This window comes from Mesorhizobium sp. M0778 (assembly GCF_040320105.1).
Taxonomy (GTDB): Bacteria; Pseudomonadota; Alphaproteobacteria; order Rhizobiales; family Rhizobiaceae; genus Mesorhizobium.
The window spans coordinates 176,955-191,083 of sequence record NZ_JAMYPA010000010.1 but is presented as its reverse complement, the minus strand read 5'-3'; the positions used below and the strand labels follow the sequence as shown (position 1 = coordinate 191,083).

Here is a 14,129-nt window from a genome sequence, read left to right as displayed (position 1 = left end):
GGTAATCTAGGAGCCGGCCAGCCGGACCGCCGACAGCGGGGCGTCAGCCTGCGACCCGCTTCATCAGCGCGATGGCGCCGAATGGAGCGCGGACCTTGCCCTCGGTGATGAAGTAGACGAACACGTCGCGTGGCTTGACCGGCGCGTCGGTCGAAGGATCGGCGCGCGGCAGCTCGGCCGGTACCTTGCCCTGCGCCCAAGTCTTGGCGCGGGCCGCCCATTCGTCGAGCGCCTTGGGCGTATAGCAATCGGGATTGTCGTCGCTGCCGGTCTGCAGCCGCGCATAGATGAAATCGCCGGTGACGTCGGCAATCGCTGGATATTTAGCATGATCAGCAAAAACGATCGCGACCTTGTGCTTGCGTGCCAAGGCGGCGAACTCGGGCACGACGAAGCTGTCATTGCGCACCTCGACCGCGTGGCGCAGCGCAACGCCGTCCTGCTTCTCCGGCAATAGCTTGAGGAACGCCTCGAAGTCGTCCGGGTCGAACCGCTTGGTCGGCGCGAACTGCCACAGGATCGGCCCAAGCTTGTCGCCAAGTGCCGCGACGCCCGACCCGAGGAAGCGCATCACCGATTCGCCGGCCTCGCCGAGCACGCGGCGGTTGGTGACGAAGCGGTTGCCCTTCAGCGAATAGACGAAACCATCCGGCGCCTCGTTGGCCCATTTGACGAAGGTCGGCTCCTTGAAGCTCGAATAATAGGTGCCGTTGACCTCGATGGTCGGCACCTGCCGGCTGGCGTAATTCAGCTGCTTGGCCTTCGACAATTTGTCCGGGTAGAAGGACGTGTCCCAGGGCTCGAAGGTCCAGCCGCCCATGCCAGCGCGGATTGTTCCTGATTGAGTCATGGTAGTCCTCCCGGTTTGCAGAAAAAGGATCACGCGATGGCGGTCGTCTCGACGGCTTTCGCCATGTCGACGACCGTCCATCCTGGCCGATATGGATTGGGCCGGCGACCCGTTTCGCGAAAGCCGTAGGCCTTATACAACGAAACGTTCCGTTCCATTCTGGAATTGGTGTAGAGTCGGATTTCAGGCAAGCTCCACAGGCGCGTCTGTTGCTCGGCCCAGTCGAGCAGCGCTATGCCGAAACCCTTGCCTTGAAAGGCGGGCGCAACGGCGACGCTGAAGATCACTGTGTGGTCATCGTGCCGTTCGAGAACGATCAGGCCGGCCGGCTGTCCGTACTGCTCCGAAAGCCAGACCTCGCCGCGTTCTATGCGCGGCGCATAGTCCTCGGTGACGGGGATCGGCGGCGCTCCGAACGGGCAGTGTAGGGCGCGTAGGCGTCGGTGGTGAGCGAGATCACCGTAGGGAGATCATCGGCCCGAGCGGCTCTCATGATCAAAACTGGCCCGCGCCGGCAGCGGCCGCAATCACCTTGTCCATGCCGGCGGCGATCGCAGCGACGGCATTGCGACTAGCGTCGCCCAAGCCGTGGCGTTCCGCCAGCCAGTGTGCGTCATTGTAGGAGAGCCAGACCGTGCCTTGCTCGTCCTCCCAAGCCAGCGCCTTGACCGGCAGATCGATGCCGGCAAGCTGCCGGTCCTGCATCAGTGGCGTACCGCCTTTGGGATTGCCGAAAATCAGGAGCTGGGTTGGACGCAGTGATGTTTCGACATTGCGCGCACCGGCGGCGTGGTCAATGCGGGCGAAGACCAGCAATCCTGCACGTTCCACAGTCTCGACCAGGCGATCGATGGTTTCGGCCACGCCGAAGCTGCTTTGGACCGTGATGAGACCGTTCTTTGCCATCACTCCGCCGCTTCGCGCTTGCCTCCGGGGCGCCGCTCCAGCAATTCCCTCAGGAACTGCCCGGTATAGCTGCGCTTTTCGCGAACGATGTCCTCCGGCGTGCCGGACGCCACCAGCTCGCCGCCGCCGTCACCACCTTCGGGGCCAAGATCGAGAACCCAGTCAGCGGTCTTAATCACCTCTAGATTGTGCTCGATGACGACGACCGTGTTGCCCTGGTCGACCAGCTCGTGCAGCACTTCAAGCAGCTTGGCGACATCGTGGAAATGCAGGCCGGTGGTCGGTTCGTCGAGGATGTAGAGCGTTTTGCCGGTTGCCTTGCGCGACAGTTCCTTGGCGAGCTTGATGCGCTGCGCTTCGCCGCCCGATAAAGTCGTCGCCTGCTGGCCAACATGGATGTAGCCGAGGCCGACCCGTTTCAGCGTCTCCAGCTTGTCGCGCACGCCGGGCACGGCGGCGAAGAAATCGACGCCTTCCTCGACCGTCATGTCGAGCACGTCGGCGATGGACTTGCCCTTGAACAGCACGTCGAGCGTCTCGCGGTTGTAGCGCTTGCCGTGGCAGACATCACAGGTGACATAGACGTCGGGCAGAAAATGCATCTCGATCTTGATGACGCCGTCGCCCTGGCAGGCCTCGCAGCGGCCGCCCTTGACGTTGAACGAGAAACGGCCCGGCTGGTAGCCGCGCGCCTTGGCCTCCGGCAAGCCGGCGAACCAGTCGCGGATCGGCGTGAAGGCGCCGGTATAGGTTGCAGGGTTGGAGCGCGGGGTGCGCCCGATCGGCGACTGGTCGATATCGATGACCTTGTCGAGGAATTCCAGCCCTTCGATGCGGTCGTGATCGGCAGGATGCTCACGCGAGCCCATGATGCGGCGTGACGCCGCCTTGAACAAGGTCTCGATCAGGAAGGTCGACTTGCCGCCGCCGGACACGCCGGTGACGGCGGTAAACGTGCCGAGCGCGATTTCAGCGGTGACGTTCTTCAGATTGTTGCCGCGCGCGCCGACGACCTTCAGCCGGCGGTTCTTTTTCGCCTCGCGCCGAACCGCAGGCGTCGCCACTTCGAGCTCGCCCGACAGATATTTGCCGGTGATCGAGGCGGGAGTCGCCATGATCTGCTGCGGTGTGCCCTGGGCGATGATGTGACCGCCATGGATGCCGGCGGCCGGGCCGATATCGACGACGTAGTCGGCATGCAGGATGGCATCCTCGTCGTGCTCGACGACGATGACCGTGTTGCCGATGTCGCGCAGATGCTTCAGCGTGTCGAGCAGGCGGGCATTGTCGCGCTGATGCAGGCCGATCGACGGCTCGTCGAGCACGTAGAGCACGCCGGTCAGGCCGGAGCCGATCTGCGAAGCGAGGCGGATGCGCTGGCTCTCGCCGCCCGACAGCGTGCCGGAGTTGCGCGACAGCGTCAGATAGTCGAGACCGACATCGTTGAGGAAGCGCAGCCGCTCGCGGATTTCCTTGAGCACGCGCACTGCGATCTCGTTCTGCTTGTCGTTAAGCGAAGCAGGCAAATCGGTGAACCACTGGTCAGCCTTGCGGATCGACAGCTCGGTGACCTCGCCAATGTGCTTGCCGGCGATCTTGACTGCGAGCGCCTCGGGCTTCAGCCGGTAGCCGCGGCAGGCCGGGCAGGGCGTGGCCGACATGAAGCGCTCGATCTCCTCGCGCATCCAGGCGGATTCGGTTTCCTTCCAGCGGCGCTCGAGATTGGGGATGACGCCCTCGAAGGTCTTGGTCGTCTTGTAGGAGCGCAGCCCGTCATCATACTGGAAGGCGATTTCGCGCTCGCCAGTGCCGTGCAGGATGGCTTGCTTTGCCTCTTCGCTCAAATCCTTGAACTTGTCGCCGAGCTTGAAGCCATAGGCAACGCCCAGCGCTTCCAGCGTCTGCGCATAATAGGGTGAGGTCGACTTCGCCCACGGGCTGACGGCGCCGGCACGCAGCGAGACATTCTCGTCGGGCACGACCAGGCTGGCGTCAATGGCGCGCTGGCTGCCGAGCCCGTCACAGGTCGGGCAGGCGCCGAACGGATTGTTGAACGAGAACAGCCTGGGCTCGATCTCGGGAATGGTGAAGCCGGACACCGGGCAGGCGAATTTTTCCGAGAACAGCATGCGCTCATGCGTCTCGTTCTTCGACTTGTTGACCGAATCCTCGCCGGTCTGGCTGGCGTCGAGCGGCTTGTCGGCAAATTCCGCCACCGCCAGCCCGTCGGCCAGCTTCAGCGCGGTCTCGATGGAATCGGCGAGCCGCGTCGCCAGATCGCCGCGCACGACGATGCGGTCGACGACGACGTCGATGTCGTGCTTGTACTTCTTGTCCAGCGCCGGCACGTCGGCGATCTCGTAGAAGACGCCGTCGACCTTGACGCGCTGAAAACCCTTTTTCTGCAGCTCGAGCAGTTCCTTGCGGTACTCGCCTTTGCGGCCGCGCACCATCGGTGCCAGGATGAACAGCCGGGTGCCCTCTTCGACCGCAAGCACCCGGTCGACCATCTGCGAAACCGTCTGGCTCTCGATCGGCAGGCCGGTGGCCGGCGAATAGGGGATGCCGACGCGGGCGAACAAAAGCCGCATATAATCGTAGATCTCGGTGACGGTGCCGACCGTCGAGCGCGGGTTCTTCGAGGTGGTCTTCTGCTCGATGGAGATGGCCGGCGACAGGCCGTCGATCTGGTCGACGTCCGGCTTCTGCATCATCTCGAGGAATTGCCGTGCGTAGGCCGAAAGGCTCTCGACATAGCGGCGCTGGCCTTCGGCATAGATGGTGTCGAAGGCAAGCGACGACTTGCCGGACCCCGACAGGCCGGTCATGACAATCAGGCTGTCACGCGGCAGGTCGAGATCGACATTCTTCAGATTGTGTTCGCGTGCCCCGCGAATGGAGAGATATTTATGGTCGGCCATCGCCGGTCGCCGCCTCAGAATCTGGAATTCGTGGGATGGGCGGGTTTTCCCGACCACCCCCTATGTAGGTAATTTCGCCGCCTTTTCGAGAGACGCCACAACTCTCGACCAATGCGTTTAACCGCCTTTCGCGCGAACGGGCAAGCGGAAAGAACAAAGGCCGAACACGCTCCTGACAAAAGCTGCCCGTACAGCCGGCTTCACAATGCGTCTCGCGATCACATTTTTCGGTAATCGGCTATTCAAGGTTGACGTCCATGCGTCACGGGGGCAGACTCCAAACGTCAACGAAGCCGGCCGTCTTTCGATGGCCTCGCGGCCTGGGGCTAGCCTGCGAGACGCCGCGGGTTTTGCGATGAGCGCTTCGACGACGACAGTCGCAACGAACAGAAGGAGAGCAGAGGCATGACTCCACCGGATAGTTCCTTGAGGCTCCACGTGTCGCTGGAGCCGCGGCAGGTATAAGTAGCCAGGTCAGGCGTTTAGCGCTACCTGCCAACGTTGACCTGCCGCTCCCCACAACAATCAGAGACTGCTAGTCGGATCGTCGGCTGAATGCCGCGAAGCATCCGAAATAAAAAGCCGGCAGTACACTCCCGGCAATTTGGATTTTAGATCCAAGAGGCCCCGTCAGTTGCACAAGCAATGGCGGGGCTGTTCGTTTGAAGCGCACATTTGCGGTGCATACCAGGCGAACTTAGCGGCTGGGAGGCCTGATCCCGCCGGTGGCGACATCGATGGTGATGCTACCGGAAATCCGAACTTCGGTATCGCCGATCTTGAATGTGCCGTAGCCGCTGCTGGGAACCGCCCCGTCGGGCTCGGGCTGCAGCGCTGGCTCGGCGATGCGATAGTCGCTGGTCACACCGGGCAGGGCGCCCCTTTGCGAAGACGTCGAATTATCTTGGGCAAGTGCCATGCCCACCAGCATGTTCGTGCCGGCAACGGTCGCGACGGCAACGCATAACAGGCTGGATGGACGGTTCGCGATCATCACCGGACTATAGTGCCGCGATAGCGGCAAGACCAGACCGACTGCCCTGAAATTGCTGGGCGCTCAGTCGCCTCAGTGCCGGCCGCCGCCTTCGCTCGTTCACGCGGCCTGTTTGCGAGTGTCGAAAACATAGTCAACGAGGCCCCAATCCTTGGCCTCCTGCGCGGTCATGAAAAAGTCGCGGTCGAGCGTGCGTTCCACTTCTTCGTAGGTGCGGCCGCAATGCTGGGCGTAAAGATCGGTCATGCGCCGCTTGGTGCGAAGGATGCCCTCGGCATGGCGCTGGATGTCGGAGGCCTGGCCCTGGAAACCGCCGAGAGGCTGATGCAGCACGATGCTGGCGTTGGGCAATGCGATGCGCCGCCCCGGCGTGCCCGCCATCAAGAGGAACGAGGCCATCGAGGCGGCGAAGCCCATACAAACGGTGGAGACCGGGCAGCTGATGTACTGCATCGTGTCGTAGATGGCGAAACCGCTGGTCACCACGCCGCCCGGCGAGTTGATGTAGAGCGAGACCTCCTTGTCGGGATTGTCGGATTCCAGCGACAGAAGCTGGGCGCAGACCAGCGCCGAGGTGCCGTCGTCGATCGGGCCGTTGATGAAGACGATGCGCTCGCGCAGCAGCCGCGAAAATATGTCGAAGGCGCGTTCGCCGCGGCTCGACTGCTCGATCACCATCGGCACCAGATTGGCAAGGCCGCTCATCGTTTCTCTCCGTTGACTATTGTCGTTCAGGCCGCGCGCAGGAAGAGGCGCGGGATGTTGGCGGCGATCTGCTTGTGCCTGGGATTGCGCGCTTCAAACGAAAGCCGACAGCCGGCGCCTGCCATCGCGATCTCCGGCATCGCTGCCCGAGCAAAACCATCATGGACGATGCGCAGATGCGTGCCGCCGGAAACGGTGCGATCGAGCGTAAAGGTGACGATGCTGTCCACCGGGCTGTCGTCCATTGGGCTGTCCACCGGGCTGCCGGGCGGCGCCTGTGTATCGCCGGGCGCCGGCCGTTCCCGCCAGGAATAGCGCAGCAGCCGTCCGGGATCGGCGTCGAGGATTTCGCATTCGATCGGCGCCTCCGGCGCTTTAAAGGCAAAGCGGCTACCGATCTTTGGTTCAATGTCGTTCGGCATCATCCAGGCCGCGAGCAGGTCCGGCACCGTCAGCGCCCGCCACACCTTTTCCGGCGGCTCCGGCAGCTCGCACTCGAACTCGATCTTGTCTGCCGCCATTTCCGCGCGTTCTTTGCCTCGGCTGGTCATTGGTCCATGTCCTTCAAAACCGTCTTGAGCCTTTCGATGCGCTCTGGCCAGAACGCGCGGTAGCGTTCGATCCAGCCGAGCAGTGGCGCAAGCCCCTTCGGATCGGCGCGGTAATAGGCGTTGCGACCGGCCCGGCGCTCGACCACGAGGCCGGCGCCGCGCAGCACGGCGAGGTGTTGCGATACCGCCGGCTGCGATACCGGCATGCCAGTGCGCAGTTCCGACACCGTCATCTCGCCGCCGGCGAGCCGCTCATAGACGGCGCGACGCGTCGGATCGGCCAGTGCCCGAAAAATCTCTGCTTCGATCATGTCAAAAGCATAAGTCGATACTTATCGGTTTGGCAAGCCGTGTTTTTAAGACAGGCGGTGTTTTTTAAGACGGGCGAGGTTTTACAAACTCGCTGGAAGCCAGCGTCTCACCATGTCAGGGGATCCGTTGAACGTCGCCTCGAAAACTGATGACGCGAGCACGGCATGGATATGAAGCATTTCGGAGCCGACGTTTCGGAAGCCATGTCGCCTGCGCGCGGCAACAACAAGCGACTGTCCGGCAGTCAAGACGACATGCTCTTCGTCGATCCACATCTCGGCCTTGCCAGCGATGACGGTAAGCACTTCCTCGACCGGGTGCCAATGTGTCGGGGCGCCAACCGCTGGTTCGACCCATTGTTCGAATATGCAAAGTTGAGTTGCGCCGTTGCGAGCCGAGACATGCATTCGGGTCTTTACCCCCGCCCGCCATTCTTCTTGCGGCTGATCGTCATGCGCAACCGTCTTCATGCGTTCGCCTCGATCCCATGGTCTGTGGAAATTCGACGCCAAGACACTACTTCTTGCTGACAACTATTGACAGTGCAGGGCCTGTACTATAGAACGAAAAGAGAACAAAAACGTTGTGGGAAAAGGCAGCGACGGCAGGCAGGGCTTATCCATAGCCTGTAAGGTGCAGCGACAGAAATCTGGTTTCGGATGAGCGCGGAGAAGTATCATGGCGGGTAGCGTCAACAAGGTCATTCTGGTGGGCAACCTCGGGGCGGACCCTGAAATCCGCCGCCTGAATTCGGGTGACCCGGTTGTCAACATCCGCATCGCGACGTCGGAAAGCTGGCGCGACAAGACGTCCGGAGAGCGCAAGGAAAAGACCGAGTGGCACAATGTCGTGATCTTCAACGATCAGATCGCCAAGGTGGCCGAGCAGTATCTGAAGAAGGGCATGAAAGTCTACGTCGAGGGCCAGTTGCAGACGCGCAAGTGGCAGGACCAGACCGGCAATGACCGCTATACGACCGAAATCGTGCTGCAGAAATTCCGCGGCGAGCTGCAGATGCTCGATGCACGGGGCGAGGGCGGCGGCCAGGTCGGCAACTATGCCGGTGGTGGTGCCAGCCGCGGGTCCGATTTCGGCCAGTCCGGCCCGGGAGAAAGTTTCAATCGCGGTGGCGCCAACAAGGGCACCGGCGGTGGTTCGTCGCGCGAACTGGACGACGAAATCCCGTTCTGATTTCTCGGGGCGGACTGCCCTTGCGGCGAAAAGCGCCAGCACCTTGGCCACGAAATGGCGTCCCGAAAATCTGTCTTGGATTTTCGGGACGTTGTGCGTTTGAGCGGTGAAAGGACGGATCAGTGAAAGCAAGGGTCAAATGGGTCGAGGAGCGCACTTTCGTCGGCGAGTCCGCCAGTGGGCACAAGCTGGTGCTAGGCACTGCGTTCGGGCCGGAGGGCAAGACGCCGGGGCCGAGCCCAATGGAGCTGGTGCTGATCGGCACCGGCGGCTGTTCGGCTTATGACGTGGTCCATATCCTGGAAAAGGGGCGCGAGGCGGTCGAAGATTGCGTCGTCGAACTCGATGCCGACCGTGCAGAAGCCGATCCCAAGGTGTTCACCCGCATCCACATGCATTTCGTCGTCAAGGGCCGGGCGCTGTCGCACGACAAGGTAAAGCGCGCGATCGAGCTTTCGATCGAGAAATACTGCTCGGCCTCGGCAATGATGGCCAAGACCGCCGTGATCACCCATGACTTCGAAGTGATCGAGACGGCGAAGTAGGGCGGTTCCTACGTCGCCATCAGTGCCTTGATGCCGTCGGCGACGAACTGCACGGCGAGCGCCGCCAGTATGACGCCAAGCAGCCGCGTGAGGATCGAACGGCCGGTCTGGCCGAGGATACGGTCGATGCGCTCTGACAGCACGAACACCAGGTAGGTGATGACAAGGCAGATCGCGATGATGCCGACAAGTGCTGTCTGCGCGCTAAAACCCTGAAACGAGCTTGAGAGCAGGACGGTCGCCGAAATCGCGCCGGGACCCGCAATAAGCGGGATCGCCAGCGGAAAGGCGGCGATGTTGTGGATCATGTCCCTGGTGATGGCGACATCGCCGATCTTCTCCTTGCGGTCCTGCCGGCGCTCGAACACCATTTCGAAGGCGATGAAGAACAGCAGAAAGCCGCCGGCGACGCGGAAGGCCGGCAGGGTGATGCCGAAGACTGACAGGATCGACGCGCCGGCGACTGCGAACAACGCCATCACCAGGAAGGCGATGACCGAGGCGCGCACGGAGACCTGGTTGCGCTCCTCGCGGTTCATGCCGCGGGTCACGGCGAGGAAGAGCGGCGCCAGGCCGGGCGGATCGATCGTCACCAGTATGGTGACGAAGGCGTTGAACAGGCTGTCGAAGCTCGGCATGCTGACCCTCCCCGCCGGCAATGCCGGATAACGGGATTGGTAGAGCAAAGCGGTGCCAGTGGAAACCGTGCGGATCAGGGGCTGGCGGCGCCGCGCCAGAAACTCGACTTCGACACGCCAGGTGGCGCCGTCGTCATACGAGCGCTCGCCCAGCCAGCGGAAGGAATCTCCGGTGATCCGGGAAAAGCTCCAGCGTACCGAAGCGCCGGTGCCGTCTGCGCCCAATTGGACGATCGTGTCGCCTTCGACGCGGCCCAGCTGGCGGCTGTAATACTGGTTGCGCGGGTCGCTCCAGAAGATGTGCCAGGCGTCGACGCCTGGGTCATAGACGCGCAACGTCGTGCCATAGAAGGTCCATTTGCCGAGCGACGGCGAGGGGCCGGCGTCGCGAGCGGGCAGGATCCATACGTCCTGGATCGCTCGGCCTTCTAGCACCCAGCCGAAGTGCACCTCGCCGCGCCCGGTCAGCACCTGGCCGTCTTCGAGATGGCGCGTGGCGTCGAACGTCCAGGCGCCGACGAAGCGGCCGTAAAGGTTCAGTTTCTCGGCAAGGGCCGGTGCGGGCCCATCGCTGTGCAGGGCCTTGGCAAAGGAATTGGACATGGCTTCGCTCTCATCTTGTCAGGAGACCGGCAAGCATAGAAGCCGACAGGGGTTCTGCGCTTGGGAAAAATTGCTATGTTTCGGCGATGACGACGAGCGCGCATAGGCTGGCGTCGGGCCGAGGCTGGCAGGTGTTGGATGTCATCTGCACCGCTAGTGCCGCCGACAGGCCATTCGAGGAGGAGCATCGGGATTTCTGCGTCGCCGCCGTGACCAGCGGCACGTTCCGCTATCGTGCGCGCCAGGGCACGGCGATGCTGGCGCCGGGCGCGCTCCTGCTCGGCAATCCCGGCACCTGCTACGAATGCGGGCATGAGCATGGCACCGGCGACCGCTGCCTCTCCTTCCATTTCGGACTGGCCTATATGGAGCGGATCGTCGCCGACGCGGGCGCAAAGCAGCTTGATTTCAGCATGCCGCGCCTGCCGCCTTTGTCGGCGCTGGTGCCGCTGCTCGCCGAAGCGGAGGCGGCGCGCGAGATGGCCGACACCGGCGCGTTCGAGGAACTCGCCCTGCGCATTGCCGGCGCAGCCGTGACAGCGGCTTGCGGCGATACGGATCGGGGACGAGCGCCAAGCCGCCGTGACCAGAAGCGTGTCGCCGAAGCGGTGCGCCGCATCGAAATCGATGCCGACCGGCCGATCTCGCTTGCCGAACTCGCCGACGAGACCGCCACCAGCCCTTACCATTTCCTGCGCACCTTCCGGCACGTTGCCGGCATGACGCCCTATCAGTTCCTGCTGAGAGCGCGGCTGCACAGGGCAGCCGTGCGGCTGCGGACGTCAGATCAGGCGATCTCGGCGATCGCCTTTGCGGCGGGATTCAACGATCTATCAACCTTCAACCGCCGTTTCCGGCGGCTAATGGGCGAGACGCCGGGAACTTATCGCGCCCGCCGGCGACGCTCGTGAAAGGGTGCCACGGCCATATCGTCGCAATTGGTGTATCCTTTTGAATTTGCCGCTAAAAACGACACTGGAAAACTGCCGCGATTATTGGAGTTTCGGGCCGGCTTCCTATATAAGCACCAAGTGATTCCTGATTAGATTGTGATCCGATTTGACCGACCAAAAGACACCGCGCGGCGCCGACGGCGGCCCCACCGGCATCGAGCCGATATCCATCATCGAGGAGATGCAGCGCTCCTATCTCGATTACGCCATGAGCGTAATCGTCAGCCGTGCGCTGCCGGACGTGCGCGACGGCCTCAAGCCGGTGCATCGCCGCATCCTCTACGCCGCCTATGAGAGCGGCTATCACTGGAACCGCAAATATGTGAAATCGGCACGCCCGGTCGCCGACGTGATGGGTAAATACCATCCGCATGGCGACGCCTCGATCTATGACGCTTTGGTGCGCATGGCGCAGGATTGGTCGCTGCGCGTTCCGCTGATCGACGGGCAGGGCAATTTCGGCTCGATCGACGGCGATCCGCCGGCGGCGATGCGCTACACGGAATCGCGGCTGACCAAGGTCGCGCATGAGTTGCTGGAGGACATCGACAAGGACACCGTCGATTTCCAGGACACTTACGATGCGTCGGGCAGTGAACCGAAAGTCCTGCCGGCGCGCTTCCCGAACCTGTTGGTCAACGGCTCCGGCGGTATCGCCGTTGGCATGGCCACCAACATCCCGCCGCACAATCTGGGCGAGGTCTGCAACGGCGCCATTGCCCTCATCGACAATCCGGCGATCGACCTGCCGGCGCTGATGGAGATCATTCCTGGACCGGATTTCCCGACCGGCGGCATCGTGCTTGGCCGCTCCGGCATCTACAGCGCCTATTCGACCGGCCGCGGTTCCATCGTCATGCGCGGCCGCGTCAACGTCGAGCCACGCGGCAACGACCGTGAATCGATCGTCATCACCGAGGTTCCCTACCAGGTGAACAAGGCGTCGATGATCGAGAAGATGGCCGAGCTGGTGCGCGATAAGCGCATCGAGGGCATTTCCGACATCCGCGACGAGAGCGACCGCCAGGGTTACCGCGTCGTTATCGAACTGAAGCGCGACGCCGTCGCCGACGTCATCCTGAACCAGCTTTACCGCTTCACCCCGCTGCAGACGTCCTTCGGCGCCAATATGGTGGCGCTGAACGGCGGCAAGCCGGAATTGCTGACGCTGACCGACATGCTGAAGGCGTTCGTCGCCTTCCGTGAGGAGGTGATCAGCCGGCGCACGAAATTCCTGCTGCGCAAGGCGCGCGACCGCGCCCATGTGCTGGTCGGCCTTGCCATCGCTGTTGCCAACATCGATGAAGTCATCAAGCTGATCCGCACGGCGCCGGACCCGCAGACGGCGCGCGAGCAGTTGATGGAGCGGCGCTGGCCTTCGGGCGACGTGGAATCGCTGATTCTGTTGATCGACGATCCGCGCCATCGCATCAACGAGGACGGAACCTACAATCTCTCCGAGGAGCAGGCCCGCGCCATCCTCGAACTGCGCCTGCAGCGCCTGACCGCGCTCGGCCGCGACGAGATCGCGGACGAGCTGAATACGATCGGCGACGAGATCAAGGATTACCTGGACATCCTGTCGTCCCGCGCCCGCATCCAGCAGATCGTCAAGGACGAACTCATCGCCGTGCGCGACGAGTTCGGCACACCGCGCCGCACCGAGCTCGCCGAGGGCGGGGCCGACATGGAAGACGAGGACCTCATCCAGCGCGAGGACATGGTCGTCACCGTCAGCCATTCCGGTTACATCAAGCGCGTGCCGCTGTCGCTCTACCGGGCGCAGCGCCGCGGCGGCAAGGGCCGCTCCGGCATGTCGACCAAGGACGAGGATTTCGTCACCCGGCTGTTCGTCGCCAACACGCACACGCCGGTGCTGTTCTTCTCCTCACGCGGTATCGTCTACAAGGAAAAGGTCTGGCGCCTCCCGATCGGCAACCCGCAATCGCGCGGCAAGGCGCTGATCAACATGCTGCCGCTCGAACAGGGCGAGCGCATCACCACCATCATGCCGCTGCCGGAGGATGAGACGAGCTGGGGCGAGCTCGACGTGATGTTCGCCACCACGCGCGGCACGGTGCGTCGCAACAAGCTTTCGGACTTCGTCCAGGTCAACCGCAACGGCAAGATCGCCATGAAGCTGGACGAGGAAGGCGACGAGATCCTCGGCGTCGAGACCTGCACCGACAATGACGACGTGCTTTTGACGGCAAGTTCCGGCCAGTGCATTCGCTTTTCGGTCAGCGACGTACGCGTCTTCCAGAGCCGCAATTCGGTCGGTGTACGCGGCATAGCCATGGCCGATGGCGACCGGGTGATCTCGATGGCGGTGATCGAGCATGTCGATGCGCCGCCGGCCGAGCGGGCCGCCTACCTCAAGCGGGTGGTGGCTGAACGCCGGCTTGTCGTCGACATTGCCGCCGGTGAGGAGGAAGAAATCCAGCTTACCAATGAGGAGGTCGGCGAAGAGGCGGAGCTTTCCGACGAGCGCTACGAATTCCTCAAGGCACATGAGCAGTTCGTGCTGACGGTTACGGAATATGGCTACGGCAAGCGTTCGTCGTCCTACGATTTCCGTCTGACCGGCCGTGGCGGCAAGGGTATCCGCGCCACCGACGTGTCGAAAACGGCCGAAATCGGCCGCCTGGTGGCGACTTTCCCGGTCGGCAATGACGATCAGATCATGCTGGTTTCGGATGGCGGCACCGTCATCCGCGTCCCGGTCAACGGCATTCGTTTTGCCAGCCGCGCCACCAAGGGCGTTACGATCTTTAATACCGCAGAGGGCGAGAAGGTCGTTTCGGTGGAGCGGATTTCAGAGCCGCAAGCCGACGAAGAGATCGAAGAGAGTGTCCATGCTGAAGGTGGCGCTGCTACCGATGCCGAAGGTGGGGAGCCTGACACTACCGTCGAGTGAGTTTGCCGCGACGGCGCCAGCCCTATGGGCCGGCGTTCTCAAG

The 14,129-nt window shown here is 62.8% G+C and carries 13 protein-coding genes and 2 pseudogenes; 4 read left to right on the top strand and 11 right to left on the bottom strand.

Going from position 1 to position 14,129, the window contains the following annotated elements:
- Positions 1–43: 43 nt before the first annotated feature.
- From NKI22_RS16845 to NKI22_RS16805, 9 genes and pseudogenes are all read right to left on the bottom strand, one after another.
- Positions 44–850, bottom strand: a complete 807-nt coding sequence (locus NKI22_RS16845) for a DUF72 domain-containing protein (RefSeq protein WP_352494575.1) — start codon at positions 848–850, stop codon at positions 44–46.
- Between the two features lie 29 nt (positions 851–879).
- A pseudogene (locus NKI22_RS16840) lies at positions 880–1,349 on the bottom strand (GNAT family N-acetyltransferase).
- Positions 1,346–1,756: a DUF302 domain-containing protein gene (locus NKI22_RS16835; protein WP_352494577.1), complete on the bottom strand. Its 411-nt coding sequence runs from the start codon at positions 1,754–1,756 to the stop codon at positions 1,346–1,348. Before NKI22_RS16835 ends, NKI22_RS16840 begins: the two are co-directional and overlap by 4 nt.
- Positions 1,756–4,677 (bottom strand): excinuclease ABC subunit UvrA, encoded by a 2,922-nt coding sequence (uvrA, locus tag NKI22_RS16830; protein ID WP_352958606.1) that lies wholly within the window; start codon positions 4,675–4,677, stop codon positions 1,756–1,758. The genes NKI22_RS16835 and uvrA overlap by 1 nt, the downstream gene beginning before the upstream one ends.
- 697 nt (positions 4,678–5,374) lie before the next feature.
- Complete coding sequence (locus NKI22_RS16825) at positions 5,375–5,671, bottom strand: hypothetical protein (protein ID WP_352642126.1); 297 nt, start codon at positions 5,669–5,671, stop codon at positions 5,375–5,377.
- A gap of 99 nt (positions 5,672–5,770) precedes the next feature.
- Positions 5,771–6,376, bottom strand: coding sequence for an ATP-dependent Clp protease proteolytic subunit (locus tag NKI22_RS16820; protein ID WP_352642091.1), 606 nt, complete (start codon positions 6,374–6,376; stop codon positions 5,771–5,773).
- Between the two features lie 26 nt (positions 6,377–6,402).
- A complete protein-coding gene (locus NKI22_RS16815; RefSeq protein ID WP_023717800.1) occupies positions 6,403–6,927 on the bottom strand; it encodes an SRPBCC family protein in 525 nt (174 codons plus the stop codon).
- Entirely contained in the window at positions 6,924–7,238 is a 315-nt protein-coding gene (locus tag NKI22_RS16810) for an ArsR/SmtB family transcription factor (RefSeq protein ID WP_023717799.1), read from the bottom strand. Before NKI22_RS16810 ends, NKI22_RS16815 begins: the two co-directional genes overlap by 4 nt.
- Before the next feature lie 81 nt (positions 7,239–7,319).
- Positions 7,320–7,646 (bottom strand): cupin domain-containing protein, encoded by a 327-nt coding sequence (locus NKI22_RS16805; RefSeq protein WP_084642510.1) that lies wholly within the window; start codon positions 7,644–7,646, stop codon positions 7,320–7,322.
- A 271-nt stretch (positions 7,647–7,917) separates the two neighbouring features.
- On the opposite strand from NKI22_RS16805, the gene NKI22_RS16800 reads away from it, so the two are divergent.
- A complete protein-coding gene (locus NKI22_RS16800) occupies positions 7,918–8,430 on the top strand; it encodes a single-stranded DNA-binding protein (protein WP_023717797.1) in 513 nt (170 codons plus the stop codon).
- 122 nt (positions 8,431–8,552) lie between these two features.
- Entirely contained in the window at positions 8,553–8,975 is a 423-nt protein-coding gene (locus tag NKI22_RS16795) for an OsmC family protein (protein ID WP_352482253.1), read from the top strand.
- Positions 8,976–8,983: 8 nt separating this feature from the next.
- On the opposite strand, the gene NKI22_RS16790 is transcribed toward NKI22_RS16795, so the two are convergent.
- Positions 8,984–9,613 (bottom strand): MarC family protein, encoded by a 630-nt coding sequence (locus NKI22_RS16790; protein WP_023717795.1) that lies wholly within the window; start codon positions 9,611–9,613, stop codon positions 8,984–8,986.
- Between the two features lie 87 nt (positions 9,614–9,700).
- A pseudogene (locus tag NKI22_RS16785) lies at positions 9,701–10,216 on the bottom strand (hypothetical protein); the annotation flags it as partial.
- An 86-nt stretch (positions 10,217–10,302) separates the two neighbouring features.
- Here NKI22_RS16785 and NKI22_RS16780 point away from each other — a divergent pair.
- A complete protein-coding gene (locus NKI22_RS16780) occupies positions 10,303–11,127 on the top strand; it encodes a helix-turn-helix transcriptional regulator (protein WP_352642097.1) in 825 nt (274 codons plus the stop codon).
- A gap of 148 nt (positions 11,128–11,275) precedes the next feature.
- Entirely contained in the window at positions 11,276–14,086 is a 2,811-nt protein-coding gene (gene gyrA / locus NKI22_RS16775; protein WP_352642099.1) for a DNA gyrase subunit A, read from the top strand.
- Positions 14,087–14,129: the final 43 nt, after the last annotated feature.

What these genes read in the sequence shown, in the direction of transcription:
- NKI22_RS16845 (WP_352494575.1), bottom strand. Translation starts at nt 850, where the DNA reads ATGACTCAATCAGGAACAATCCGCGCTGGCATGGGCGGCTGGACCTTC.
- NKI22_RS16835 (WP_352494577.1), bottom strand. Translation starts at nt 1,756, where the DNA reads ATGGCAAAGAACGGTCTCATCACGGTCCAAAGCAGCTTCGGCGTGGCC.
- uvrA (WP_352958606.1), bottom strand. Translation starts at nt 4,677, where the DNA reads ATGGCCGACCATAAATATCTCTCCATTCGCGGGGCACGCGAACACAAT.
- NKI22_RS16825 (WP_352642126.1), bottom strand. Translation starts at nt 5,671, where the DNA reads ATGATCGCGAACCGTCCATCCAGCCTGTTATGCGTTGCCGTCGCGACC.
- NKI22_RS16820 (WP_352642091.1), bottom strand. Translation starts at nt 6,376, where the DNA reads ATGAGCGGCCTTGCCAATCTGGTGCCGATGGTGATCGAGCAGTCGAGC.
- NKI22_RS16815 (WP_023717800.1), bottom strand. Translation starts at nt 6,927, where the DNA reads ATGACCAGCCGAGGCAAAGAACGCGCGGAAATGGCGGCAGACAAGATC.
- NKI22_RS16810 (WP_023717799.1), bottom strand. Translation starts at nt 7,238, where the DNA reads ATGATCGAAGCAGAGATTTTTCGGGCACTGGCCGATCCGACGCGTCGC.
- NKI22_RS16805 (WP_084642510.1), bottom strand. Translation starts at nt 7,646, where the DNA reads ATGCATGTCTCGGCTCGCAACGGCGCAACTCAACTTTGCATATTCGAA.
- NKI22_RS16800 (WP_023717797.1), top strand. Translation starts at nt 7,918, where the DNA reads ATGGCGGGTAGCGTCAACAAGGTCATTCTGGTGGGCAACCTCGGGGCG.
- NKI22_RS16790 (WP_023717795.1), bottom strand. Translation starts at nt 9,613, where the DNA reads ATGCCGAGCTTCGACAGCCTGTTCAACGCCTTCGTCACCATACTGGTG.
- NKI22_RS16780 (WP_352642097.1), top strand. Translation starts at nt 10,303, where the DNA reads ATGACGACGAGCGCGCATAGGCTGGCGTCGGGCCGAGGCTGGCAGGTG.